The 25,568-nt window shown below is 67.4% G+C and carries 19 protein-coding genes, 1 tRNA gene and 1 pseudogene; 9 read left to right on the top strand and 12 right to left on the bottom strand.

Annotation, left to right across the window (positions count from 1 at the left end):
• Positions 1-11 precede the first annotated feature (11 nt).
• The 3 genes from ACFV4R_RS05705 to ACFV4R_RS05695 all read left to right on the top strand — a co-directional run bounded on the left by ACFV4R_RS05705 (position 12) and on the right by ACFV4R_RS05695 (position 3,789).
• Positions 12-1,820 carry an ABC transporter ATP-binding protein gene (locus tag ACFV4R_RS05705; protein WP_377201529.1) on the top strand — a complete coding sequence of 603 codons (1,809 nt, stop codon included), beginning with the start codon at positions 12-14 and terminating at the stop codon, positions 1,818-1,820.
• Positions 1,817-3,643 carry an ABC transporter ATP-binding protein gene (locus ACFV4R_RS05700; protein ID WP_377201530.1) on the top strand — a complete coding sequence of 609 codons (1,827 nt, stop codon included), beginning with the start codon at positions 1,817-1,819 and terminating at the stop codon, positions 3,641-3,643. Before ACFV4R_RS05705 ends, ACFV4R_RS05700 begins: the two co-directional genes overlap by 4 nt.
• Before the next feature lie 69 nt (positions 3,644-3,712).
• Positions 3,713-3,789, top strand: a tRNA-Pro gene (locus ACFV4R_RS05695).
• A 166-nt stretch (positions 3,790-3,955) separates the two neighbouring features.
• On the opposite strand, the gene ACFV4R_RS05690 is transcribed toward ACFV4R_RS05695, so the two are convergent.
• On the bottom strand, positions 3,956-4,180 hold the full coding sequence (locus ACFV4R_RS05690) for a hypothetical protein (protein WP_015938339.1): 225 nt from the start codon (positions 4,178-4,180) through the stop codon (positions 3,956-3,958).
• A gap of 133 nt (positions 4,181-4,313) precedes the next feature.
• Here ACFV4R_RS05690 and ACFV4R_RS05685 point away from each other — a divergent pair, with 133 nt between their 5' ends.
• A complete protein-coding gene (locus ACFV4R_RS05685; RefSeq protein ID WP_377201531.1) occupies positions 4,314-5,579 on the top strand; it encodes a helix-turn-helix domain-containing protein in 1,266 nt (421 codons plus the stop codon).
• A 39-nt stretch (positions 5,580-5,618) separates the two neighbouring features.
• Here the strand turns inward: ACFV4R_RS05685 and ACFV4R_RS05680 are convergent, their stop codons facing one another.
• Together ACFV4R_RS05680 and purD are read right to left on the bottom strand one after the other, a co-directional pair.
• Positions 5,619-6,560: a phosphoribosylaminoimidazolesuccinocarboxamide synthase gene (locus ACFV4R_RS05680; protein WP_377201532.1), complete on the bottom strand. Its 942-nt coding sequence runs from the start codon at positions 6,558-6,560 to the stop codon at positions 5,619-5,621.
• A 1-nt stretch (position 6,561) separates the two neighbouring features.
• Positions 6,562-7,878 carry a phosphoribosylamine--glycine ligase gene (gene purD, locus ACFV4R_RS05675; RefSeq protein ID WP_377201646.1) on the bottom strand — a complete coding sequence of 439 codons (1,317 nt, stop codon included), beginning with the start codon at positions 7,876-7,878 and terminating at the stop codon, positions 6,562-6,564.
• A 97-nt stretch (positions 7,879-7,975) separates the two neighbouring features.
• Here purD and ACFV4R_RS05670 point away from each other — a divergent pair, with 97 nt between their 5' ends.
• Genes ACFV4R_RS05670 through ACFV4R_RS05660 form a run of 3 tightly spaced genes read left to right on the top strand, consistent with a single transcriptional unit; the run spans position 7,976 to position 11,050 of the window.
• Positions 7,976-9,562 (top strand): molybdopterin-dependent oxidoreductase, encoded by a 1,587-nt coding sequence (locus ACFV4R_RS05670; protein WP_377201533.1) that lies wholly within the window; start codon positions 7,976-7,978, stop codon positions 9,560-9,562.
• 47 nt (positions 9,563-9,609) lie between these two features.
• On the top strand, positions 9,610-10,626 hold the full coding sequence (locus tag ACFV4R_RS05665; RefSeq protein ID WP_377201534.1) for an asparaginase: 1,017 nt from the start codon (positions 9,610-9,612) through the stop codon (positions 10,624-10,626).
• A gap of 46 nt (positions 10,627-10,672) precedes the next feature.
• Positions 10,673-11,050 carry a sterol carrier family protein gene (locus tag ACFV4R_RS05660; protein WP_377201535.1) on the top strand — a complete coding sequence of 126 codons (378 nt, stop codon included), beginning with the start codon at positions 10,673-10,675 and terminating at the stop codon, positions 11,048-11,050.
• Here the strand turns inward: ACFV4R_RS05660 and ACFV4R_RS05655 are convergent.
• The 4 genes and pseudogenes from ACFV4R_RS05655 to ACFV4R_RS05640 form a co-directional block, all read right to left on the bottom strand.
• Positions 11,009-11,707, bottom strand: coding sequence for a Pr6Pr family membrane protein (locus ACFV4R_RS05655; protein ID WP_377201536.1), 699 nt, complete (start codon positions 11,705-11,707; stop codon positions 11,009-11,011). The two genes, ACFV4R_RS05660 and ACFV4R_RS05655, sit on opposite strands and share 42 nt — an antisense overlap.
• Before the next feature lie 34 nt (positions 11,708-11,741).
• Complete coding sequence (locus tag ACFV4R_RS05650) at positions 11,742-12,503, bottom strand: SDR family oxidoreductase (RefSeq protein WP_377201537.1); 762 nt, start codon at positions 12,501-12,503, stop codon at positions 11,742-11,744.
• Positions 12,504-12,547: 44 nt separating this feature from the next.
• Positions 12,548-13,297, bottom strand: a complete 750-nt coding sequence (locus tag ACFV4R_RS05645; protein WP_377201538.1) for an aspartate/glutamate racemase family protein — start codon at positions 13,295-13,297, stop codon at positions 12,548-12,550.
• Between the two features lie 64 nt (positions 13,298-13,361).
• A pseudogene (locus ACFV4R_RS05640) lies at positions 13,362-14,931 on the bottom strand (NCS1 family nucleobase:cation symporter-1).
• Between the two features lie 330 nt (positions 14,932-15,261).
• On the opposite strand from ACFV4R_RS05640, the gene aceE reads away from it, so the two are divergent.
• Positions 15,262-18,027, top strand: coding sequence for a pyruvate dehydrogenase (acetyl-transferring), homodimeric type (gene aceE, locus ACFV4R_RS05635; protein WP_377201539.1), 2,766 nt, complete (start codon positions 15,262-15,264; stop codon positions 18,025-18,027).
• 77 nt (positions 18,028-18,104) lie between these two features.
• Complete coding sequence (gene nboR / locus ACFV4R_RS05630; protein ID WP_377201540.1) at positions 18,105-18,755, top strand: nicotine blue oxidoreductase; 651 nt, start codon at positions 18,105-18,107, stop codon at positions 18,753-18,755.
• Here the strand turns inward: nboR and ACFV4R_RS05625 are convergent.
• The 5 genes from ACFV4R_RS05625 to ACFV4R_RS05605 are packed head-to-tail and all read right to left on the bottom strand — an operon-like array spanning position 18,744 to position 25,495.
• A complete protein-coding gene (locus tag ACFV4R_RS05625) occupies positions 18,744-19,385 on the bottom strand; it encodes a uracil-DNA glycosylase (RefSeq protein ID WP_377201541.1) in 642 nt (213 codons plus the stop codon). The two genes, nboR and ACFV4R_RS05625, sit on opposite strands and share 12 nt — an antisense overlap.
• Positions 19,386-19,411: 26 nt before the next feature.
• A complete protein-coding gene (locus ACFV4R_RS05620) occupies positions 19,412-20,392 on the bottom strand; it encodes an aldo/keto reductase (protein WP_377201542.1) in 981 nt (326 codons plus the stop codon).
• Positions 20,393-20,445: 53 nt separating this feature from the next.
• The gene (locus tag ACFV4R_RS05615) at positions 20,446-23,286 is read right to left on the bottom strand and encodes a molybdopterin-dependent oxidoreductase (RefSeq protein ID WP_377201543.1); all 2,841 of its coding nucleotides are present in this window, start codon (positions 23,284-23,286) and stop codon (positions 20,446-20,448) included.
• Positions 23,287-23,288: 2 nt separating this feature from the next.
• The gene (locus ACFV4R_RS05610) at positions 23,289-24,224 is read right to left on the bottom strand and encodes an FAD binding domain-containing protein (RefSeq protein WP_377201544.1); all 936 of its coding nucleotides are present in this window, start codon (positions 24,222-24,224) and stop codon (positions 23,289-23,291) included.
• On the bottom strand, positions 24,215-25,495 hold the full coding sequence (locus tag ACFV4R_RS05605; protein WP_377201545.1) for an XdhC family protein: 1,281 nt from the start codon (positions 25,493-25,495) through the stop codon (positions 24,215-24,217). Before ACFV4R_RS05605 ends, ACFV4R_RS05610 begins: the two co-directional genes overlap by 10 nt.
• Positions 25,496-25,568: the final 73 nt, after the last annotated feature.

Genomic DNA, 25,568 nt, shown 5'->3' with positions numbered 1-25,568 from the left:
TAGAAGCGGGCATGGCGAAGCAAACTCCATTTTTCAGGTCAATCAGCCGTCTCTACCCCCATGTCCGGCCCATCATCCCCCGGCTGCTGCTAGGGCTCCTCTGCGCATTGATGGCAAGCATCGTGGCCCTCACCATCCCGCAGGTCCTGCGGGTGCTGGTCAACGAATCACTGAAGCCCGGCGGCGCATCCGATGCCGTGTGGATCTCGGCCGGCGTCATCCTGGTGCTCGGCGTGGCAGAGGCGGGCCTGGTGGCGTTGCGCCGCCAGTTCGTCATCAACCCCGCCACCACCGTGGAAACCCGGATGCGGGTGTCCCTCTACGACCACCTGCAGGACCTGACCGTATCGTTCCACGACCGGTGGGGTTCCGGGCAGCTGCTGTCCCGTGCAATGACGGACCTGAACTTCCTCCGCCGCTGGATGGCATTCGGCGCCATCATGCTGGTGGTCACCACACTGACGGTCATCATTGGCATCGTGGCCATGTTCTCCATGAGCTGGCAACTGGCCCTGATCTTCCTGGCCGCCGCCGTTCCCATCACCATTAACAGCTTCCGGTTCCGCACCCGGTTCAGCAAGGTTGCCCGGCGCAGCCAGGACCAGGCCGGCGACCTCGCCACCACCGTGGAGGAGTCCGTTCACGGCATCCGCGTCCTGAAGGCCTTTGGGCGCAGCCGGGAGGCGCTGGAGAACTTCAACGAGCAGGCTGAGGAACTCCGCCAGACCGAGATCGAAAAGGCCCGCCACCAGGCGACCTTCACCATGGTGGTCACCCTGCTCCCCGAGCTCGCCCTGGGCGCCGGCCTGGTGGTGGGGGTCATGCTCTGCGCCAGCGGCCAGCTCAGCATTGGTTCGCTGGTTGCCTTCTTCGCCACGGCAGCGGTCATCGCCTCCCCCGTGGAGTTCTCCGGGATGCTGCTGGCCATGGCGCTCACGGCCAAAACCGCCATCGACCGTCACTACGAGGTGATGGACACGCAGAACACCATCACCAGCCCGCCCCAGCCACGCACTCCGGCCACGCTTGCCGGGACGCTGCGCTTCAACAACGCCTCCTTCGCGTTCGAGGACGCCCCGGACAAACCCATCCTGAAGAACATCAACCTTGAGGTCCGCCCCGGGGAAACCATGGCGCTGGTGGGCATCACCGGCAGCGGCAAGAGCGCCCTGATCCAGCTGGTCCCCCGCCTGTACGACGTCAGCGACGGTTCCATCACCATCGACGGCGTGGACCTGAAGGAGTTCGACGTCGGAGAGCTCCGGCGGGTAGTGGGTGTCGCCTTCGAGGACACCACGCTCTTCTCCAATTCGGTCCGGGACAACGTCCTGCTGGGGGCCCGGGACAGGACGGACGACGCACTCGAGGAGGCGCTGGACGTTGCCCAGGCACACTTCGCGCACTCCCTGCCCGAGGGCGTGGACACCCTCATCGGCGAGGAAGGGCTCAGCCTTTCCGGCGGGCAGCGCCAGCGGATCGCGCTGGCCCGTGCCATCGCCGCCCGGCCCCGCGTCCTGGTGCTCGATGACCCGCTCTCCGCGCTGGACGTGCACACCGAGGAACTCGTGGAGGCCCGCCTGCGGGAGGTCTTGAAGGACACCACCACGCTGATCGTTGCGCACCGCCCCTCCACCGTGGCGCTGGCGGACCGGGTGGCCCTGCTGGAGGACGGCCGGATCGCCGCCGTTGGAACACACACCGAGCTGCTGGCAAGCAACGCCCACTACCGCTACGTCATCGCCAGCCTGGACCAGGAGCCGCGGGACCTGGACTCCGAACTGTCGGAGCTTGAGGACCAGGCCGAGGAAGTGACCCGATGAGCACAGCAACGTTCGGTACCGCCAACGAAGACAACGCCCACCTCAGCAAGAGTGACAGCCGGGCAGTACGGCGGCGCTCGCTCGCCCTGCTGCGCTCACTCATCCGCCCGGTCCGGGTACGGTTCTGGCTTACCATCGCCATGGTGGTCCTCTCCCAGGCCGCCCGTGTGGCAGGCCCGGCACTGATCGCCTTCGGCATCGACCGCGCACTGCCCGCCCTGCAGGCCGGAGACAACCTGCCGCTGGTGTTCACCGGCGTCGCGTACCTGCTGGCAGCGGTGGCGACGGCGGGACTCACCGCCCTGTACGTCACCTCCACGGCGCGGCTCAGCCAGGCGATGCTGCTGGACCTTCGGGTGCGCGTCTTCCGGCACACCCAGCGGCTCAGCCTGGAGTTCCATGAGAAGTACACCTCCGGCAGGATCATCGCCCGGCAGACCTCTGACCTCGAGGCGCTCCGCGAACTCCTGGATTCGGGCGTCAGTTCACTGGCCTCCGGGCTGCTGTTCATGGTGTTCACGGCAGTGACCGTCTTCGCCCTGGACTGGCGCAGTGGCCTGCTGGTCCTTGCAGCCGGCGTGCCCATGTTCTTCCTGGCCCGCTGGTACCAGAGGCACTCGCAGATTGCCTTCCGGGAGTCCCGGGTGGTGTCCGCGCGGCTGATCGTGCATTTCGTGGAGACCATGACCGGCATCCGCGCCGTCAAGGCCTTCCGTAAGGAGCGCGAGAACGCGCAGACCTACGGGCAGCTCGCCGAGGATTACCGGAAGGTGACGGTCCGTTCCATCAACCTCAACGGCATCTTCCAGCCGGGCCTGGTGCTGATTGGCAACGTATGCGTGGCGGTGGTGCTGCTGTTCGGCGGCTTCCGGGTCCTCTCCGGGGACCTCGCTGTCGGCGTCCTGCTGGCCCTGATCCTTTCCACCAAACGCTTCTTCCAGCCCGTGGACCAGATGGCCATGTTCTACAACTCGTTCCAGAGCGCGCAGGCGGCCCTCGAGAAGGTTTCCGGCCTGCTGGAGGAGGTCCCCACCGTGCGGCCGCCGAAGAATCCGGTTGCCCTGGAAAACGCCCGCGGCGGGATCGACTTCAACGGCGTGGAGTTCCGCTACGGCTCCGGCCCGCTGGTGGTCCCCCGGCTGGACCTCCACATCCCCGCCGGGCAGACCGTGGCCCTGGTGGGCCAGACCGGCGCCGGGAAGTCCACACTGGCCAAGCTGATCGCCCGCTTCTACGACGTCACGTCAGGGACCCTGACCCTGGACGGGGTGGACCTGCGGGACCTCAGCAGCACTGACCTGCGCCGCAACATCGTCATGGTCACCCAGGAGGCCTTCCTGTTCAGCGGCTCGGTGGCGGACAACATCGCCCTGGGCCGTCCGGAGGCGTCGCGGGACGAAATCGAGGACGCCGCGAAGGCGGTGGGTGCCCACAACTTCATCCTGCAGCTGCCGGAAGGCTATGACACGGACGTCAACAAGCGCGGCGGCCGGGTGTCCTCGGGCCAGCGGCAGCTCATCAGTTTCGCCCGGGCGTTTTTGGCCCGCCCGGCGGTGCTGATCCTGGACGAAGCCACCTCGTCCCTGGACATCCCCTCCGAGCGGCTGGTGCAGAGCGGGCTGGCCCGGCTCCTGGCAGGCAGCGATTCCGCCGGCAGGACAGCCCTGATCATCGCCCACCGGCTGTCCACCGTGGAAACCGCGGACCGGGTGCTGGTGGTCCATGACGGCCGCATTGTCGAGGACGGCGGCCCGGCCGATCTGATCGGCGGCGGCGGACGTTTCGCGGACCTGCATGGGGCATGGAAAGACTCACTGGTCTGAAGTCGCTCCCGATTTCGCATCGGGACCCGGCATCGGCTATTCTTGTAAAGTTGCTTTTGGGCAACGGATCGGGATGTAGCGCAGCTTGGTAGCGCGCTTCGTTCGGGACGAAGAGGTCGCAGGTTCAAATCCTGTCATCCCGACCACACTAAAAGAGGGTCTCCTTGTGGAGGCCCTCTTTTGCTTTACCCGCCACGTTGCCTCAACAGCAAAGATGCCCCCGCACGAGGCGTTGGCTGGGCCGGGTTAAAGAGAACAGCCCCGGAGCAGTGCTCCGGGGCTGTTCCTCGCCTCCTGGGTTGAGGAAGCTGGTTACATCGGGTCCGGCCAGTTGCCAACGTACGTGGTGTACGTGGTACCGGAGGTGTCCTTCTTGGTGTCCTTGACCTTCTTGGACATCGGGTCCGGCCAGTTGCCAACGGCTACCGAAGTACCCGTGGAATCAGCAATGGAACCGGTGGACAGTACGGCCGGAGCCGCAGCAGAAAAAGCAAGGGCACCGGCCAGCGCAGCCGCTGTTGCGATCTTCTTCAACATAAATAGGTTCCTCAATACGAGTCGGATTCGTTACAAAGCCAGCACTGTCCTTGTTGACATACATTGTAAAATGTTTTCCACAGGGACTGTCAAGCATTTGGTGGAAAGACTGTCCGGAAGAGGAGGAAACGCCGTGGGCAACGGATTCGGGGAGAAGCTCCGCGCGGAGCGTCTCGAACGGGGGCTGACGCAGGCTGAACTGGGCAAGGACCTGTATTCACCCAGCTACATCTCACTGCTCGAAACCGGCCGGAGGGAACCCACGGCCGAAGTGATTGAGGAGCTGGCACGCAGGCTGGAGCTGGCACCCAAGGCACTGGAAGCGTGGAGCCAGCCCATCTCGGTCAGCGACGCGGAATACGTCCTTGCCGGGCTGTACGCAAGGCAGGCCTGGGACCTGCGGGACTACCCGCTGGCCGCCAGCCACGCCGCCACCGCCGCGCAGATCGCGCTGGACGGCAGGAACACCAGCGCGTGGTGGAACATGACCTACATGCAGGCGGAATGCCTGATCAAGCAGGGCAACTGGCAGGAATGCCAGCGCATCATGCAGCACCTCCTGGAACACCCCATGGCTACCGAATCAGCCGGCCTCGCTGTCCGTGCCCGCCAGATGCTCGCCGGGATCTGCCAGGGCCAGGGCCAGCTCGGCGCCGCGGTGGACCATGCCTTGGAAGCCGTCAAACTCTGCGCGCAGCTGCCCAAGGGCTCCACCCTCATCATCGGCGCACACCGGGCCCTGATCGGCGCCCTGGCCGAAAGCGGCCGCCTGGACGAGGCCTGGAAGTACTGCCAGGACATGAACGACCATGTGGACGAACACTCCATGTCACAGCTGGCCGGCGAGGTTGCCTGGGTGATCGGCAACGTGGCCTTCATGCGCCACGACTACCAGGAGGGCATCAAGCACCACGAGCGCGCAGCCCGGCTGCTCTCCCCCGCGAACGACATCGAACTGTGGGCCCGGTTCAACAAGGCCTCCGCCGCGGTGCGGCTCTCCTCGGGGATCGTGGAACCGGAAACCCTGTCATCCATCGAGCGGGCCGAGCTGGCCCTGTCCATCGTGGGCGGCAACAAGTCGGACCAGCTGGAGGTTGCCTTCATCCGCGCCCGGTGGCTGTACCTGACCGGGGACATTGTGGCCGCCGTCGAAAAGCTCCGCGAAATCCATGGCGAACGGGCCTCACTGGCCAAGCACACGGCAGGCGAGGTTTCGCTGCTGCTGGGCAAGTCCCTCAAGGCCGCCGGCGAGTCTGAGGAAGCCCTGATCCACCTTCAGGAGGCGCAGAAGGCCTTCAGTGCAGCGGGTGCGGCGGACCGCGTCCAGCAGGCACTGGACGCGGTCCTGGAGATCAAGCTGGCCCAGCGGCGGGCCGCCAACGCTGCGAAGGCCAGCTAGCGCAGCAGCACTCCGCCGGCAGGGGCAGCCGGGCTCCCGTCAGGCGAAGGTCTTGCCCGTGATCTTCTCGTACGCCTCGACGTAACGGCTGCGGGTGCGCTCCACCACTTCGGCCGGAAGTGCAGGCGGCGGCGTATCCGAGGCCCGGTCCCAGCCGGATTCGGCGGACGTCAGCCAGTCCCGGACATACTGCTTGTCGTAGGACGGCTGGGCCTGCCCCGGCTGGTAAGTGCCGGCATCCCAGAACCGTGAGGAGTCCGGCGTCAGGACCTCGTCACCCAGCGTGATGGAACCGGAGACGGCGTCATAACCGAATTCCACCTTGGTGTCAGCCAGAATGATGCCACGCTCCCGGGCAATCTTCTCCGCTGTGGTGTAGATCTTCAGCGTCAGCTCGCTCAGGCGGGCCGCGATGTCGTCCCCCACCAGCGCCACCACTGCGTCGTAGGTGATGTTTTCGTCGTGCTCGCCCACAGCGGCCTTCGCCGACGGTGTGAAGATGGCATGCTCCAGCCGGGACCCGTCCACCAGCCCGTCCGGCAGCGGAATGTTGCAGACGGTGCCGGACGCCCGGTACTCGAGCAGCCCGGACCCGGTGAGGTAGCCGCGGGCGATGCACTCCACCGGGAACATGTCCAGCTTCTTGCAGATCATGGCCCTGCCCTCGACCTCGGCGGGCACGCCTTCTTCGACGGTAGAGCCCAGGACGTGGTGCTCCACGCCCAGCTGGTCGAACCACCACAGGCTCAACTGGGTGAGGATGCGGCCCTTGTCCGGGATCTCGCTGGAGAGCACATGGTCGTAAGCGCTGATCCGGTCGCTGGCCACCACCAGCACGCAGTCCTGGCCCACGCGTTCCTTGACGGACTCATCGGCGGGCTCATACAGGTCGCGGACCTTGCCGGAGTAGACGTGGGTCCAGCCCGGCAGGTCCAAGGTGCTGGCGCTGCTGAAGCCGCGGGATGCGGGAGTTTCGCTCATGCTAGGCCTTCGCTTTCGTGATGGGCAGCGCACCCGTGGCGGCGTACGGCACCTTGATTTCGCCTCGGGCAGCCTTGCGTCCGATGTCGCTACGGAACTGTCCGCCGTCCAGCTGGACCAGTTCCACGCCGTCGTACGCGCGTTCGCGCGCCTCCACCAGGTCACTGCCCAGGGCCACCACCGCCAGGACGCGGCCGCCGGCGGAAACTGTCTTGCCGTCGTCGTCCAGGGCTGTTCCGGCGTGGATGATGTGCACGCCGTCCAATGCCTCGGCCTTCTTCAGGCCGCGGATGCGGTCCCCGGTGCGCGGAGCGTCCGGGTAGTTTTCGGATGCGACGACGACGGCGACGGCGGTGTCCTTGGACCAGCGCAGCTCTTCCGCGGTGTCCAGTTCGCCCTTGGCGGCGGAGAGGAGCAGGGAACCGAGCGGCGTCTTGAGCCGTGCCAGGACGGCCTGGGTCTCGGGGTCGCCAAAGCGGACGTTGAATTCGATGACCCTCGTGCCGCGGGAGGTCAGGGCCAGTCCGACGAAGAGGACGCCGATAAAGGGCGTGCCGCGGCGGGCCATTTCGTTGACGGTGGGCTGGGCCACCCTGTCGATGACTTCCTGGACGAGGCCTTCGGGGGCCCACTCAAGCGGGGTGTAGGCGCCCATGCCCCCGGTGTTGGGGCCTTCGTCATTGTCGAAGATGCGCTTGAAGTCCTGGGCGGGCGAAAGTGCCACGGTGTTGTGTCCGTCGCAGAGGACAAAGAGGGATACCTCGGGGCCGTCGAGGAATTCCTCGATCACTACAGACCCGCCGGCGTCGAAGCAGGACTGGGCGTGGGCCAGGGCCTCCTCGCGGTTGCGTGTGACCACCACGCCCTTGCCGGCGGCGAGGCCGTCGTCCTTGACCACGTAGGGGGCGCCGAAGGTGTCCAGTGCGGACGCAGCCTCTTCGGCGTTGGTGGCCACCAGTGCCATGGCCGTGGGCACACCTGCCTCGGCCATGATCTCCTTGGCGAACGCCTTGGACGCTTCCAGCTGCGCGGCGGCCTTGCTGGGGCCGAACACCGGAATGCCCGCCTCACGGACAGCATCGGACACGCCCGCAGCCAGCGGCGCTTCGGGTCCCACCACCACCAGGTCGACGGCCAGCTTGGTGGCCAGCTTCGCGACGGCGTCGGGATCGCTGCCGTTGATCTTGTATGTGGGGACCAGCTTGCTGATGCCGGCGTTACCGGGCGCTGCATGGACCTCGGACACGTTGGGGTCGGCGAGCAGGGAGCGGACAATGGCGTGTTCGCGGCCTCCGGGGCCGATGACGAGTACCTTCACAGTCTCCAAGGGTACTTTGTGGACCCTGCCCGCTCCTAAGCTGTGTCCTTGCCGCCCCGCTGCCATCCGCGGGGCTGTTCCGCTCCGAACACCTGCCATGACAACGCTACGGAACCGCCTCACTGGACCCGCTCCCCTGGCTGCGCTGGCAGGTGTGGTGGCTGCCGCCGTCGTACTGGCCGTGGCGGAGCTGCTCGGCGCGTTCTTCACCGCCCGCGCCACACCGCTCTTTGCCCTGGGCTCTACATTCATCGATTTCACTCCGGGGTGGCTGAAGGACTTCGCCATCGCCACCTTCGGCACGAATGACAAGGCGGCCCTGTTCGTCGGCATGGGCCTGACCATCACCGTCCTGGCCTGCGTCCTGGGTGTTGTGGCGTACCGAAAGTGGGCATTGGGCGTCCTGGGCGTCCTGTTCATGGGCGCGGTGATCGTGGCGTGCGTGGTGACGCGGGCGGGTGTTTCGGCTGTTGATGCCATCCCCGCCGTCCTCGGGACCCTCGCGGGTGTGGCGGTGCTCCGTTTCCTGGTGAACCGGGTGCAGGCCCTGAAGGCCTGGCCCGAGGCGCCGGCAGACCTGGCGGACGACGCCGATGCACGGGTTGGGAGCGAAGGCAGCAGCCGCCGGAGGTTCTTCGCCGCGGCCGGAATCACCGCCGTTGCCGCCGGCGTCGCGGCCACGGGAGGCCGGCTGCTCGGTGCTGCACGCAGCAACATCGCCAAAGCACGCGACGCGCTTCAGCTCCCTGCACCGGCCACGGCTGCCCCTGCCATTCCCGCCGGCGTCCAGTCCCCCGTGGCCGGTGCGCCGCCGTGGGTGACCCCCAACAACGATTTCTACCGCATCGACACTGCCCTGAGCGTTCCCGAAATCAACGCCGACGACTGGGAGCTGCGCATCCACGGCCTGGTGGAGCAAGAGGTGCGCCTGACATTCCAGGACCTGCTCGACGCCGACCTGATCGAATCGCATGTGACGCTCACCTGCGTCTCAAACCCGGTGGGCGGAAACCTCGCCGGCAACGCCAAATGGCTCGGCCTGCCAATCCGCGAAGTCCTCAAGCGGGCCAAGCCCAAGGACGGAGCCGACATGGTGCTGTCCACCTCGATCGACGGTTTCAGTGCGTCCACGCCGCTGGAGGTCCTGCAGGATGACCGCGACGCCATGCTGGCGATCGGCATGAACGGCGAGCCGCTTCCGCTGGAGCACGGCTACCCGGTACGGATGGTGGTCCCGGGCCTGTACGGGTTCGTCTCCGCCACCAAGTGGGTGGTGGATCTGGAAGTGACCCGCTTCGCCGACAGCAAGGCGTACTGGACCGAGCGCGGCTGGTCCGAGCGCGGGCCCATCAAGACCATGGCGCGGGTTGACGTGCCCAAGTCCTTCGCCAAGGTCCCCGCCGGGAAGGTTGCCGTGGGCGGCACCGCCTGGGCCCAGACCCGGGGCATCACCAAAGTGGAAATCCAGATCGACAATGCGGACTGGGTGGAGGCCACCCTGTCCACCGAGGCATCGGTGGTGACCTGGCGGCAGTGGTCCTACGAATGGGACGCCACGCCGGGCCCCCACTACATCAAGGTCCGCGCCACGGACGGCACGGGCGAAGTGCAGACGGAGCAGCGCGCAGACCCCGTCCCGGACGGTGCCTCGGGCTGGCAGTCCGTAATGGTCACGGTGGAGTGACGCCGCGTCGGCCAGTCCCACCCGGGGGTTCCCCCTAGACTGGCAGCATGCCGCACAATCCCCACGCCACCTTCACCGTGGACTCCGCCGTCGAACTGGCCGTGATCGAGCGCAGCGGCTTTGTGGAGTCCCGGCACATCGGCTCCGCTGTCCTTCTTGCCGCTGACGGATCAGTGGTCACGGAGCTCGGCGACGTCAACACCCCCATCTACGCGCGGTCGGCCCTCAAGCCGTTCCAGGCACTGGCCGCCATGCAGTCCGGCGTTCCCCTGCGGGGCGCCCAGGTGGCCGTTGCCTGCGGCAGCCACACGGGCTCACTGGACCATATGGACGTGGTGGCGGGCATGCTGAAGGCCGCCGGGGTGCGGGAGGACCAGCTGCAGTGCCCCGAAGCGTGGCCACAGGACGAAACCGCACGGAACTGGCTGGTCCGCTCCGAAAAGGGCAAATCCAGGCTGGCCTTCAACTGTTCCGGCAAGCACGCCGCGTTCCTCTGGGCCTGCACCGAAAACGGCTGGGACACGCACAGCTACCTGGAGCCGAACCACCCGCTGCAGCAGCGCGTGCGGAGCGTCATCGAGGAATACGCCGGCGAGAAGATCGCGCACCTGGGCATCGATGGCTGCGGCGCACCGGTGGCGGCCCTGTCCCTGAAAGGCCTGGCGCGGGGGTACTCCCTCCTGGCCAAGGCCCCCGGCGACCAAAGCTCCAACGCCCGCGCCGCCACCATTGCCACGTCCATGCTCGATTACCCGTGGGCCGTACAGGGCCGGGGCGAGGCGAACACCCTGGTGATGGATGAGCTGGAAGTCATAGCCAAGATCGGCGCCGAGGGCGTCCTCGCCATGGCCACCCCGCAGGGTGTCTCCGTGGCCGTCAAGATCCTCGACGGGAACCTTCGTGCCACATCCCTGGTGGCGCTGACGCTGCTGGCCGCGGCCGGCGCCGTGGAAATCCCGGGCGTGGCCAGCGTCCTCGAAAAGGTGGTGGAGCCCGTGCTGGGCGGCGGCCGCCCCGTGGGCAGGATCCGCCTGGGCCCCGCGGTTTCCGCTCTCCTGGACTGACCGACCCCGCACTGAACGAACCGCCACCGGAACTAAGGATGGAACCATGGCAACCGCCCGCCGCCGCGTCGACGTGAAGGAAGGCAAAGCGGCCCTGGACGCGTGGCTGGAAGCGGCCCGGTCGCCGTCGGACGCTCCCCTCGCGCGGAACGTCCTGGCCACTGCCGTGCGCTACACCCTCGAGGAAGTCACCGCCCGGGCACCGGGCAACTCCGTGGAGGTCCGGGTGCCGCCCTTCGGCGTCACCCAGTGCGTGGAAGGGCCGCGGCACACCCGCGGCACACCGCCGAACGTCATTGAGTGCGACGCCGCCACCTGGCTTGCGATGGCCACTGGCGGGCTCGCCTGGGCGGACGCTGTCGAGGCAGGCAAGGTGGCCGCGTCAGGGCTCCGCGCGGACCTCTCCGGACTCCTGCCCCTCTAGGGCTGCGCTGGGCGACGGTTTCGCGGGCGCACTGGCGGGATGCGGCACCGAATTCTGCAACCGGGTGGACAGTGCCGCCACCGCGGCGAAGGCAAACGCTCCAACGGCGATCAGCAGGGACATCACCGCAACCGTGCCGTAGCCGGAACTCCGGGGATCCAGGAACGGGTAGGGGTACCAGCCCACCAGCGGGCCGCGGAGCAGGCTGTAGGCGAGGTACAGCAGGGGAAACGCCAGCCACACCAGCGAGGTCCGGACAGGGATCCGTTCCCGTGGAAGGTCTACCAGCCAGTCGATCACCATGACGGTGGGCACGGTGTAGTGCAGGACCACGTTGACCCACGGGATGGGGGTGTTGACGTCGATGTCGCTCAACAGGAGGCTGTAGGTGATGCCGGTGATGGTCATGTACACCGTGGCGGCACCGCGCAGGAGCTCCAGCCAGCGCGGGCTGGCTCCCTGCCAGGCGTACCAGCCGGCGATGCCCAGGGTCACGAAAGCGATGATGTTGGACTCGATGGTGAAGTAGCTGAAGTAGTTTCCGGCGCTGGCGCCGGGGACGTTCTGCACCAGGTGCAGGAACTGGAAGAGCACCGCCACGAACCCCAGCAGTGCGAACCAGAATCGGAAAAGAGCAAGCCCCCTGTTTGCGGTCATGTGCCGAGCATAGCGGGGCGCGGGCACGGGCCGGTCAGCCGCGGCCGATGAAGGGCATCCCCGCAGCAGTTACCACCACGGAGCCCACGCTGGCCGACGCCGGCATGTTGGCCATCATCAGCACCGCGCGGGCCGCGTCCGCCACCGGAAAGGTCGGTTCCACCCGGCGGGTCCCGTCGGCCTGAAGCGCACCTGAACCCACCCCGATGGTGTCCATGATCTCCGTGGTGGTGTTGCCGATATCGATCTGCCCGCAGGTGATCCCGAACCCGCGGCCGTCCAGTTCGATGCTCTTGGTGAGGCCCGTCATGGCGTGCTTGGTCACCGTGTAGGCGACCGTCCGCGGCCGGGGCGAGTGGGCGGCGATGGACCCGTTGTTGATGATCCTGCCACCCTGCGGTTCCTGGGCTTTCATGGCCCGCACCGCGGCCGCCGCGCACAGCATGGACCCGGTGAGGTTTACGGCCACGGTGGCGTTCCAGTCGTCAACACTGATCTCGTCCACGCTCGCGGCGGGGCCAAACACGCCGGCGTTGTTGAACAGGACGTCCACGCGGCCCCACCTTTGCAGGGTGGCAGCGAAGAGGCGTTCGACGTCGTCCGGACGGGAGACGTCGCACGCCACGACGAACGCGCCGGGATGGTCCGCCGCGGTTTCCTTGAGCGGAGTTTCCCGCCGCCCGGCCAGGACCACCCGGTACCCGTCGGCCAGCATCTGGCGTGCCACCTCCCGCCCGATGCCGGAGCCGGCGCCGGTCACGACGGCCACCCGTCCTTCGGAGTGGGAAATGCTCACTTTTGCTCCTTGTTCTACGGCTGGTTGCTCTGCAGCTGCGTGTTCTACGGCCGCGTGTTCTGCAGCTGTGCGGCGCTGTTCAGCGGCCAGCCTATGACGGTCTTGGGCCGGGGCGCAGCGTAGGTCCGGACCTTGGAGGTTGACAGCCGCATCCGCACCAGCGACTCCGCAATGGCGACGGCCGAGGCCACACCGTCCACCACGGGAACTCCTGCGCGCTGCCGGATCTGTTCGTCCAGCCCTGCCATCCCGCCGCAGCCCAGGACGATCACTTCCGCTTTGTCCTGGGTGACAGCCCGCATGGCCTCGCTGACGATCGCCTCCACGGCCCGCTCCGGATCCTCTTCCAGTTCCAGCACCGCCATACCGCTCGCACGGACCGAGGCGCACCGGGCGTCCAGGCCGGCGAGCTTGAGCCGGTCCTCGATGAGCGGCACGGCGCGGTCCAGCGTGGTCACCACGGAGTACTTGTGCCCCAGGAACATGGCGGTGCTGGCCGCGGCCTCGGTAATGTCCACTACCGGGACATCCAGGAGTTCCTGCAGCCCCTCCCGGCCGTGCTCGCCGTAGCCGGCCTGGACCACCGCATCGAACGGCTCCGGGTAGGACGTTACCGCGTCCATGACGGCGATGGCCGCCAGGTAGCTTTCGAAGTTCCCCTCACAGGAATCGGCGCCGAAGCGGGGCGTGATGCCCACGATCTCTGTGCCCGGCGCGGCAACCGCACGGGCAGAGGCGGCGATGGATTCGGTCATGGACTCGGTGGTGTTGACGTTGGCAACGAGGATGCGCATGGTTGTTTCCTTTGCGGGGCTGCGGTGGTAGGCACTGGTGGTTGAACGACCTGGTGATCGCCGGTCAGTGGGTGCTGGCGACGGCGATGGACTCGCCGTCGCGGTCTTCCAGCCGTTGCGTCCGGTCGGAAACGAAGTAGTACACCACTGCCGCGATGCTTGCCGCGAAGAACCAGGCGAAGGGGGCCACGGCGGCCAGCGCCGGAACGAAGGCGATGCACAGGGCCACGACGGCGGCCGGCACCATGGCGGTGATGGCCCGCGGGTTGACGCCGTTGCGGTAGAAGTAGGCGCCCTCGGGTGACGCGGTGTAGAGCTCGGGGACGTTGACCTTGCCGCGGCGGATCAGCCAGTAGTCGGCCATGACCACGCCGAACAGCGGGCCGAGCAGCGCTCCGAGGCCGCCCAGGAAGTAGAGGATGACCAGGGGGTTGTTGTAGAGGTTCCAGGGCAGGATCACCAGGCCGATGATGGCGCTGACGACGGCGGCCCGGCGGAAGTTGAGCCGCTTGGGGAACAGGTTGGTCAGGGCGTACACGGGGGCAACGAAGTTGGCCATCAGGTTGACGGCGATGGTGAGGATCAGCAGGGCCAGGCAGGCCAGCACCAGGAAGAGCGTGTTCGGGATGGTCTGGACGATGTCCGACGGGCTCTGGATGATGGTGCCGTTGATCTTGAACTGGCCGCCGGCCATGACCACCACGATGGCGCCGAAGAGCAGCATGTTGATGGGGATGCCCCAGAAGTTGCCCCGCACCACGGCGTTCTTGGAGACGGCGGACCGGGTGAAGTCGCAGAAGTTCAGCACGAACGTGCCGTAGATGGATACCCAGAGCGCTCCGCCGGCGAAGATGGTCCTCCACATGTCCAGCCCTTCAAGGGCGTTGTTCGATGACCAGGCGATGGACCCGCCCGCTTCCATGAAGATCCAGATGGCCATGGCTGCCATGGTGGCCAGGATGACGGGACCGGCGAAGGCTTCGTACTTGCGGATCATCTCCATGCCGAAGCTCACGATGACCAGCTGCACCACCCACAGGACCAGGAATGCGGCCCAGCCAAGGGTGGACAGCCCCAGGATGGAGTCCTTGTCCAGGTCGGCCAGTGCGGGGAACATGGCCACGAGCATCACGCGGAACACGACGGAGGCGAGGTAGGTCTGGATGCCGAACCAGGCAACCGCGACGGCGCCGCGGAGGAGGCTGGCGATCTGGGCTCCCCTGATGCCGAAGCTGATTCGGCTCATCACCGGGAAGGGAACGCCGGTCTTGACGCCCATGAAGCCCGAGAGAGTAAGCAGTCCGAACAGCAGCGCCGCTCCGATGCCCAGTGCCAGGAGGATCTGCCAGCCGCCGAGGCCGAGGGCGAACAGGCCGATGGCGAAAGCGTAGTTTCCGAGGCTGTGCACATCGTTGGCCCACAGCGTGAAGATGCTGTAGCTGGTCCAGCTGCGGCCTTCGCGCTTGGTGGGGGGCGAGGTCCACGTTGTAGAGGGTGGGGCTGATGCTCTTGCCTGATGCTGCGCTTGCTGCGTCGCACAGGGCGTCAACGCTGATGGACGGATGGGTGGGAGCAACTGACGGCATTGTCAGGTCCTGGGCCGCGTCAACGCCTGCCGAAGGAGGGGTCTTCATAAGGTGGTCTCAATTCGTTGGGGCTTCCGGGGTGGTGAGTCCGACGTCGGGAGTCAGTCCTGCTGGTCCCCGTCGTTTCTGTTATTCCACTCTGCGGAATCGAGATATTGAATAGTGAAAACCAGCGTATGACCTGGGTCACGTACCGTCAAGGCAATGCCGCCCGCCCGAACAGTCACAAATGGTTGGGAGGGCCCCGGCTGCGGCTATATGCGGAAGTGGAGGGCGGCCGCATTGACCCGGCCCTCAACTCGCAGATAATCTCGTCATACAGAAATGTTTTCTCACAATACGAAAACATGGGCCATTCGAAGATGAAAAGAGGCTCCCGTGGCTGCAGGAGAAGATACCTCCCATATCCTCAGCGGGTTGACTGACCAGCTGCCTGATCGTGATCCGGAAGAGACTGCGGAGTGGGTTGAGTCCCTGGATGCGTTGATCCGGGAACAGGGTACCGAGCGTGCCCAGTACATTATGCGGAGCCTGCTGCAGCGTGCGGGCGCGCAGAGTGTCGGGGTGCCGATGGTGACCACCACCGATTACGTGAACACGATCCCGGTGGACCAGGAAGCACCGTTCCCGGGCAACGAGGAGTATGAGCGCCGGTACCGGGCGTACATGCGGTGGAACGCCGCGGTCATGGTGCACCGGGCGCAGCGGCCCGAGATCGGGGTGGGGGGTCATATTTCCACCTACGCCGGGGCCGCGACCCTGTACGAGGTTGGTTTCAACCACTTCTTCCGTGGCAAGGACGCCCCCGGCGGTGGGGACCAGGTCTTCTTCCAGGGCCACGCGTCGCCGGGCATGTACGCCCGCGCGTTCATGGAAGGGCGCTTGTCCGAGGAGGACCTGGACGGGTTCCGGCAGGAAAAGTCCCGGGCCGGCCATGCCCTGTCCTCGTACCCGCACCCGCGCCTGATGCCGGACTTCTGGGAATTCCCCACCGTGTCCATGGGTATCGGCCCGATGAACGCGATTTATCAGGCCCAGTCCAACCGGTACCTGCACAACCGCGGCCTGAAGGACACCTCCGACCAGCAGGTCTGGGCGTTCCTGGGCGACGGGGAAATGGACGAGCCCGAGTCCCGCGGCCTGCTCCAGCTCGCCGCGAACGAGAATCTGGACAACCTGAACTTCGTGATCAACTGCAACCTCCAGCGCCTGGACGGGCCGGTCCGGGGCAACGGGAAGATCATGCAGGAACTCGAAGCGTTCTTCCGCGGCGCGGGCTGGAACGTGATCAAGGTCGTCTGGGGCCGGGAATGGGATGACCTCCTCACCCAGGACATTAACGGGTCCCTGGTGAAGATCATGAACGAAACCCCCGACGGGGACTACCAGACCTACAAGGCCGAATCCGGCGGGTTCGTCCGCGAACACTTCTTCGGCAAGGACCCCGCCACCAAGGACATGGTCGCGGACCTCACCGATGACCAGATCTGGAACCTCAAACGCGGCGGCCACGACTACCGCAAGGTCTACGCAGCCTACAAAGCCGCCACCGAATTCAAGGGCAAACCCACCGTCATCCTCGCCAAAACCGTCAAAGGCTACGGACTCGGACCCAGGTTTGAGGGCAGGAATGCCACGCATCAGATGAAGAAGCTGACGGTGGAGGACCTCAAGGACTTCCGGGATTACCTCCGCATCCCCGTGTCGGATGAGCAACTGGACGCCGATCCTTACCGTCCTCCCTATTACCACCCGGGTGCCGAGGCCCCCGAAATCGCCTACCTTCACGAACGCCGCAGGGCGCTCGGCGGGTCGGTACCGGAACGCCGTTCGCATCATGAGGCTGTTGAACTTCCGGAAGCCAAGACCTACGAGGTTGCCAAGCGCGGCTCGGGCAAGCAGCAAGCGGCCACCACCATGGCGTTCGTCAGGCTCCTGAAGGACCTGCTCCGCGACAAGAAGTTCGGGCACCGGATCGTTCCCATCGTGCCGGACGAATCCCGGACCTTTGGCATGGATGCGTTCTTCCCCACCGCCAAGATCTATAACCCGGGCGGCCAGAACTACCTCTCCGTGGACCGCGACCTCGTCCTGGCCTACAAGGAATCCCCCGCCGGCCAGCTCATCCACCCCGGCATCAACGAAGCCGGGGCCGTGGCAGCCTTCACCGCCGCCGGCACCGCCTACGCCACCCACGGCGTACCCCTGGTCCCGGTCTACGTGTTCTACTCCATGTTCGGCTTCCAGCGCACCGGCGACGCCTTCTGGGCAGCAGCAGACCAAATGACCCGAGGCTTCATCATCGGCGCCACCGCAGGACGGACCACCCTCACCGGCGAAGGCCTCCAACACGCCGACGGCCACTCCCCCCTGCTCGCATCGACGAACCCGGCCGTCGTCACCTACGACCCCGCCTACGGCTACGAAATGGGCCACATCATCCGCGACGGCCTCGAACGCATGTACGGGCCCGCCGCAGGCGGCGAAGGAACCGGAGCTGGCTCCGACAAAAACCTGATGTACTACCTCACGGTCTACAACGAGCCCATCGTGCAGCCAGCCGAGCCGGAAAACCTGGACGTGCAGGGTGTCCTGGGCGGTATCCACCGGGTCTCGGCGTCGGGCATTGACGGTCCCAAGAGCCAGATCCTGGCCTCCGGCGTGTCAGTCCCCTGGGCGCTGGAAGCCCAGAGAATCCTTGCCGAGGACTGGGGAGTTTCCGCGGACGTCTGGTCCGTCACCTCCTGGAACGAACTCCGACGCGACGGACTCGCCGCCGAAGAAGAAGCCTTCCTCAACCCCGAACAACCCGCCCGGGTCCCGTTCGTCACCCAACAACTCGAAGGCGCCACCGGCCCCGTCGTCGCCGTCTCCGACTACATGAAAGCCGTCCCCGACCAGATCCGCCAATTCGTCCCCAACGAATACGCCACCCTCGGCGCAGACGGCTTCGGCTTCTCCGACACCCGCGCAGCAGCCCGCCGCTTCTTCAAAAACGACACCCACTCCATCGTGGTGAAGGCGCTGCAAATGCTCGCAGCCAGGGGTGACGTTGAGGCAGGCGCACCGGCCTACGCCATGGACCGGTACAAGCTCCTGGACGTCACCGCCGGGACCACCGGTGGTGTGGGCGGCGACGCCTAACCTGAACAACAGATCAGCGGCGGGGCAGCTTCCGTCAGGAAGCCGCCCCGCCGCCGTCGTGTGGCTAGGGTGCAGGTATGGAAGAAGGACGCATGCAGGAGCCGTGGACCACCGGCGTTGTGCTGGCCGCGGGTGCCGGGACACGCTTGGGCCTCGGGCCTAAGGCGCTGCTGCCCTACCGTGGGCGGCCGCTGGTCGAGTCTGTTGCCGGCGCGATGTTCGACGGCGGCTGCCATGACGTGGTGGTGATCCTCGGCGCGGGTGCCGCGGAGGTTGTTGCGGCGGCCGATCTGGGCCGTTTCCGGACCGCCGTAAATCCGGACTGGCAGTCCGGCATGGGCAGTTCCTTCCTGCTCGGCGAAAGGACGGCAGATCCGGCGGACCACCTGCTGGTGGCCCTCGTGGACCAGCCCGGACTCACGCCGGAAACGGTGGCGCGGCTGCTCGCCGCCCACCGCCCGGGCCGGATCACCGCCGCCGCGTACCGCCGTCGGGATCTCCCTGACGACGGTCCACGCAGCCACCTCAGGCCCGGCCAACTCCAGCGCGGCCATCCACTGCTCTTAGACGCTTCGCTGCGGCACGCGGTTGCCGCAACGGTGACCGGTGACGCCGGTGCACGGGGCTTCCTCCGCGCTCATCCGGAACTCGTGGACGAGGTGGATTGCACTGACCAGTCCACCGGCGAGGATGTGGACACACCGGACCAGCTGCGGCTACTGCACTAGCAGCTGCTCCAGCCCGCTTTTAAAACCTGCCCGGCCGCCGTGGGCCGGGTGCCGGATCTTGGGCGCATCCAGTCCGCTCCGGAGCAGGCTGCGATGGGCCACGTTGCCCACGGCCACTATGGTGCGGACCGCGAAGAGCTCCGCCAGGGCCTGCCAGAATAGGGTGCCCAGGGCCGCTTCGGACGGCCGCGGCGTGCGGTTGGTCAGCGGCTGCCCCGGCTTGTGTGGATGCCACGGGAATGCACTCCACAGCAGCGGCAGGACGCCGAGTTCGGCCAGGACTTCCCACATCACGGTTGCCGTGGGTTCCGCCGCAACCCCAGCTGCCTCGGGCGGCAGGACGTATCCCTTGCCGGGCCCGAACAACCCAAAGCTGTTGGCCGGCCCCTCGAAGATGGTCCGGTTGGTGAAGGGCACGCCGGTGATCCGCATGCCCCGGAAGCCCGGCGCCTCGCCCACCAGCAGGATCGATGGGCGGCGTTCCAGCATCTCCTGCAGGTAAAGCTTCAAGTTGTTCCGGCGTAGCGCATTTTCCGGGACGGTGTGGTCGAAGAAGTTGGTCGAGTCAGCACCAGGCTCCACGGCGGCGAGCGCGCCAATGAACGCGTCGACGCTGTCCGCGGGCCGCATGTTACTGTCCGGACCTGGAGTCCCGGCTACCAGCGCGGGTGGATGGCCTCGCGGAAGTAGTGGTCGTAGATCCAGCGGACACCTTCGCCGAATTCATCGGTGACAGCCACGGAGGCGGCGGCAGCGTTCGCCACGGCCTGGTCCACGTTGCGGGCACCCGGGATCACCGTGCTGACGCCGTCCTGTGCGGCGATCCAGGCGATGGCGGCCTGGGCGGTGGTGGCGCCGGAGGGGACCAGCTGTTCGAACTCGGCCACAGCCTTCAGGCCGAGCTGGAAGTCCACCCCGGAGAAGGTCTCCCCCACATCGAAGGAGCCGCCGTCGCGGTTGTAGTTCCGGTGGTCGTTGTCCGCGAACGTGGTGTCCTTGGTGTATTTCCCGGACAGCAGCCCGGACGCCAGGGGGACGCGGGCGATGATGCCCACGCCGGCTGCCTTCGCGGCGGGCAGGACCTCGTCGAGCGGCTTGAGCCGGAACGCGTTCAGGATGATCTGGACCGAGGCTGTTCCCGGGCGCCGGATGGCTTCCAGGGCTTCGTCCGTCCGCTCCACACTGACGCCGTAGTTGCGGATGGCGCCTTCGGACACCAGGGTGTCCAGGGCGTCGTAGACCTCGTTGCTGCTGAACACCGGTGTGGGCGGGCAGTGCAGCTGGACCAGGTCCAGGGTGTCCGTTCCCAGGTTCTTCCGCGAGCGGTCAACCCACTGGCGGAAGTTGGCCAGCGTGTAGTTTTCCGGGCGCTGGTCCATCCGGCGGCCAATCTTGGTGCCCACGGTGATGTCCATCCCGGGGTTGTCGGCCAGGAATTTGCCGATGGCCTGTTCGCTCTTGCCATCGCCGTACACGTCGGCGGTGTCGAAGAAGGTGACACCGGCCTCGGCGGACGCCGCCAGGATGGCCTGGGCCTGGGCCGGGTCCACGTTGCCCCAGTCCGCGCCAAGCTGCCAGGTGCCCAGCCCCACGATGGAGACGTTCCGTCCGGTCCTGCCTAAAATCCGTTGTTCCATCCCCCGACTATATGGGTCGCCGCTTCCGGGCCGGAATTTTACGGGCCGCCTGTTCACCGCACCGGCTGGGAATGGACGTGGTCCGCGGGCACCAGACCGGCTTCCTTCAGCCCCAGGTAGATCCGGTCCCTGGCCATGGGCAGGGACGCGAACCGCACTCCGGTGGCGTTCCGGATGGCGTTGGCCAGCGCGGGCGCTACCGGGTTGAACGGGCTTTCACTCATGGACTTGGCACCGAGCGGGCCGAGCTTGTCGTTGGTATCGGCAAAGTACACCTCGCTCCGCGGCACGTCCGCGAAGGTGGGGATGTGGTACTGCCGCAGGATGTCCGTGGTGACCTTGCCAGCGCGATCCACCACCACTTCCTCGTACAGCGCGGCACCGATGGCCTGGGCAATGCCGCCCTCGATCTGGCCGCGGCACTGCCGGGGGTTGACCACCACACCGGCGTCGGCCGCCTGCACGCTTTGCAGGATCCTCAGTTCTCCGGTCTTCCGGTTCACGGCCACGCGGAAGCCGTGCACGTTGAACGCCACCGACCTCGGGGTTCCACCCCAGCGGCCTTCGGCAGCGAGTTCGACGCCGGCTTCCGCAGCTGCCTGCGCCAGTTCCGACAGTGCCACGGCCGTCCCGTCCACCACCACGGCGTCTCCGTCGAGGACGCAGGCGGAGGCCTGGGTCTGCCGGATGCCCGCGGCAAAGGCGCGGATACGGACAGCCAGTTCCTCTGCCGCAGCAAGGGTGGCTTTTCCGGCCACAACTGTGCCGGCCGAGCCGAACGCGCCGGTATCGTGCTCCACCAGGTCCGTGTCGGACTGCCGCACCGCCACCCGGGCAGCCTCGGTGGACAGGGCGGTGGCGGCAAGCTGGGCGTGGACGGTGGTGGTGCCGTTGCCGAACTCGGCGGTCCCGACGTCGGCCTGGTACGTTCCGTCCGGCAGCAGCCGCAGTCGCGAGTGGGCGAAGTGTCCGCGTGGCGGCACAGTGTCGATCATGGACAGCGCGGCGCCCTCGCCGGTCATCCAGTCCGGTCCCAGCTGGTCCAGCCCGGCCGCCCGGTACCGTTCCAGGCCGCGGTCCAGTGCCCCGCGCACCAGGTCCAGGCACTGGTCCAGCCCGTAGCTGCCGTAGTGCACGTCTTCCTCGGGTTCAGGGTGGGTGGACAGCATGTGGTCGCCTTCGCGCACCATGTTCCGGCGGCGGAACTCGTACGGGTCCATGCCGATGCCGGCGGCGAGTTCGTCCATGGCGGACTCCACCGCGAAAATCATCTGGCTCAGCCCGTAGCCGCGGAAGGCCCCGGCCGGGACCGTGTGGGTATACATGGCGCGGGCGTCCACTTTTTTGTTGTCGCACTTGTACACGGCCAGGGATTCGCCGCAGCCGTGGAACATGACGCCGGGGCCGTGGTTTCCGTAGGCGCCGGTGTTGGTGAGGACGTCCAGCTCAAGGGCAGTGAGGTGGCCGTCCTTGCTGGCCCCGGCCTTGAGCTTGATGGTGAACGGATGCCGCGTGGTGGTGGCGGTGAACTGTTCGGTGCGGGTGAGTTCCAGCTGGACGGGCCGCTTCAGCTTCAGGGCCGCGAGCGCCACGAGGTCCTCGGTGAGGACTTCCTGCTTCCCACCGAAGCCACCGCCCACCCTGCCTGCCACCACATGCACTTTGTCCTCGTCCAGCCCGAATACCCGGCACAGGGTGCGCCGGACCAGGAACGGAACCTGGCTGGAGGTGCGGACCTGGAGCCGGCCTTCGGCATCAACGGAGGCGATGGCCGCGTGGGTTTCGAGCGCCACATGCTGGACCCGCTGGGTTTGGTAGGTCTGTTCGTGGATGAAGTCCGCTTCCGCGAAGCCGCCCGCCACGCTTCCCAGTTCCGAATGCAGCTCCGCCACCACATTGCGGTCCGGCCGGGAGATCCGTGCGGTGGCGCCGTCCTTGTCGCCGTGCACCAGCGGGGCGCCCGGGCGCAGGGCATCCTGCGGCGTGAAGACGGCGGGAAGTTCTTCGTACTCCACCGCGAGCGCCCGGACACCGGCCTCGGCGGCAGCTACGGATTCGGCGGCGACGGCGGCCACGCGCTGCCCGATGAACCGGACCACGTCATCCAGCACGCGGGTATCGTCCGGATCGTCGGTGAAGAGCTCGTGCTGGGCGGTGGAGAAGAGCTGCTCCGGGGCGTCGTCGGAGGTGAAGACAGCCACGACGCCGGGGATCCGGAGGGCAGCGTCCTTGTCGATGGAAACCACCCGTGCGTGGGCGTGCGGTGACCGGAGGATTTTCAGGTGCAGCAGTGCCTGCTGCTGGTCCTGCGGGATGTCCAGTGTGTAGCGGGCCGCGCCGGTGACCACCGCACGGCTGGCGGGGGCGGGGACGTCGTCGCCGAGCTGGCCGGGTTCCGGGTCTGGCTGGCTTGCCCCGGCGATACCCGAGCCTTGACCCTGCGGATCCGGATGCCCCGCGTGGCCGCAGACGGCGTCAGCAATGGCGCGGTAGCCCGTGCAGCGGCAGAGGTTGCCTTTGAGGTTGCGGGGCAGGTTGTCCCGTTGGTCGTCGTCGAACGTGGCGGCTGTCATCACCATGCCGGCGGTGCAGAAGCCGCACTGAAAACCCTGCCGCTCCATGAACTGCTGCTGCACGGGGTGCAGGCCGGGACCGTCGCCGGATGCGGCGGCCAGTCCCTCGATGGTGGTGACCGAGTGCCCCTCGGCGCGGACAGCGGGATAGATACAGCTGTGGACCGGAGTGCCGTCCACGTGGACCGTGCAGGCCCCGCAGTCGCCGCCGTCGCAACCCTTCTTGACGCCCATGTTTCCCTGTTCCCGGAGGAAGGTCCGGAGGCACTGGCCCGGGCGGGGATCCGTTTCGGCCGGTGCGCCGTTAATGTTGATGGCCATGGTCAGGCCCCTTTCGGAAGTGCTGTGGAACCGGCGGCCGGGGTGCTCAGGGGCGGCCAAAAGTCGCCCGAGACGGTGAGGCCCGCCGCTGCTGCGCCCTCAGGTGCTGCCAGTTCGGTACGGATTTCCTCGGCCAGCCGGTAGGTCATGTCCCGGCGCCAGGCAGGGAGGCCGTGGATGTCGTCGTGGTAAAGGTCGGCAGGTATGGCGTCCTCGAGGGCGGCCGCCAGATGGTCGGCGTCCGGGAGAGTGTCGAAGCGCAGCTGCACGGGCCGCTTGGTGGCTGCGGTGACGGTCAGGACCAGGGCGGTGCCGCCGTCGAGCCTTCCAATCAGCAATACCCCGGACCTGCCCAGGTTGCTCAGCGACAGGCGGCGGAAGGCGGTGCGGGATGACAGGGCCGACGCCGGGAGGTGGACGCTGCTGAGCAGCTCGCCCGGTGCCAGGCAGTTTGTGGCGTCCCCAGTCACGAAGTCGGCGATGGGTACGCTGCGGCTGGTGCCGCCGGGGCCCAGGATGGTGGCCACGCCGTCCAGTCCCGCGCACAGCGAGATGACCGGCCCTGCAGGCAGCGAGGTGCACAGGTTGCCGCCCACGGTGGACATGTTCCACACCTTGAAGGAAGCAACGAAGGAGTCGCAGCATGGCCGGACCAGGTCCAGTGCCGGCCAGGGCAGGCCTGCGGCGTCCGGGGATTCCGGGAGGCGGTACAGCTCGGCGATGGTGCAGGTGGCGGCGAGGTCGATCCCGTCGCCGGTGACGGTAACAGGTGCCCAGCCTGCAGCGCCGAGGTCCAGGAGGCGCCTGACCGGCTGGGGCCCGAAGGCGTAGCTGCCGTAGGAGAACAGGACCGTGCCGCCGGCAAGCCAGGCGTCGCCGTCGCGCCACTGTGCGGGGTCCGTGGTGGGGACCACGGCCTCAATGGTGTTCATGTCCATGCGTTCTCCTGCTGGTAAAGGGTGGTGGGCGCCGACGGACCGGCCGTCGAAGCCTGGTCTGGGTGGTGCCCGTGGATGGGCCCGGAACGGTCCCGGAGTGGAATGCCGGTGGCGGCGCGGGTCCGGGCGGCGATGAGCTCGGCCGTGATGGACACGGCCACCTCCGCAGGGGTGACGGCGCCGAGGTCCAGGCCGATGGGTGAATGGAGCTGGGCGATCCGGCCGGGCGGGATGCCCGCACTGAGCAGGTCGTCGACGCGCTGCAGGTGGCTGCGCCGCGATCCCATGGCCCCCACGTAGGCAAGATCGAGGCCGAGGGCCGCTTCCAGGAGCGGACGATCGAACTTGGGGTCGTGGGTGAGGACGGCCGCCACGGTGCGGCTGTCCAGCCTGCCCGCCGCTGCCTCGGCCGCCAGGTACCGGTGCGGCCAGTCCGTGACCACGGCATCCGCGGCGGCGAACCGGGGCTGGCTGGCGAAAGCAGGGCGGGCGTCCACGAGGGTCACGTGGTAGCCCAGGAGCTTGGCGGCGGGGACCAGGGCGGCGCCGAAATCGTTGGCGCCAAACACCAGCATCCGCGGCGGCGCCAGCCGGGATTCCACCAGCAGGGCCGGTCCCCTGGGGCTGCCCGCCGCCCGGTCCGGAAGGCATCCGTCCGGACCGGGCAGCGGAACCAGCCCGGCGCCGCCGGCCCGCAGCAGCGACTGGAGAAGGGCAGGAATTTCCGCCCCTTCACCGGTTCCCGGGGCGGGCAGCAGCGCCGCGAGGTCCGGTGCCGCCGCGCATGCCCTGGCCGGATCCGGCAGGACGACGGCGGCCCCTCCCCCGGCGGCCCCTCCCCCGGCGGCGCCGTCCGAAGGCAGGCGCCGCACCAGAGCAACGGGTTCGCCGGCGCTGCCGCTCGCCAGGTGGATGAGGGCTGCGCGCAGCGGGTGCGGAGTACCGCCTGGCACCGCGGCGGGCACCGGTTCCACGTGGATGTCCAGTTCTCCGCCGCAGGTGAGCCCGGCGGCGAAGGCGTCCGTGGAACTGAAGCCGAAGGTCTTCCGGCGGCTGCCGTCGTCGTCCATGGCTTCCTGCGCCAGCGCCACCACGGCGCCCTCCACGCATCCGCCGGAGAGGCTGCCCAGCACAGCCCCGGACTCTGCAACCAGCATGGAGGTGCCTACCGGCCTGGGCACCGAACCGCCGGCGCCCACAATGGTGGCCACGGCAAACCGTCCGCCCAGGTTGGGCGTCCAGCTGTGGAGGAGGGGAATCAGGTCAAGCATTGCGGTGCTCCTTCTTCCGCGCGGCGGTGGTGTCCATATTGTCGTTCCTCGCAGGTGGTTGGGGAAGGTTGCC

The sequence above is a fragment of the Pseudarthrobacter sp. NPDC059871 genome, from assembly GCF_042731175.1.
Lineage (GTDB): Bacteria > Actinomycetota > Actinomycetes > Actinomycetales > Micrococcaceae > Arthrobacter.
Note: the sequence above shows the minus strand (reverse complement) of the source record. Positions and strands in the feature narration are given on the sequence as shown.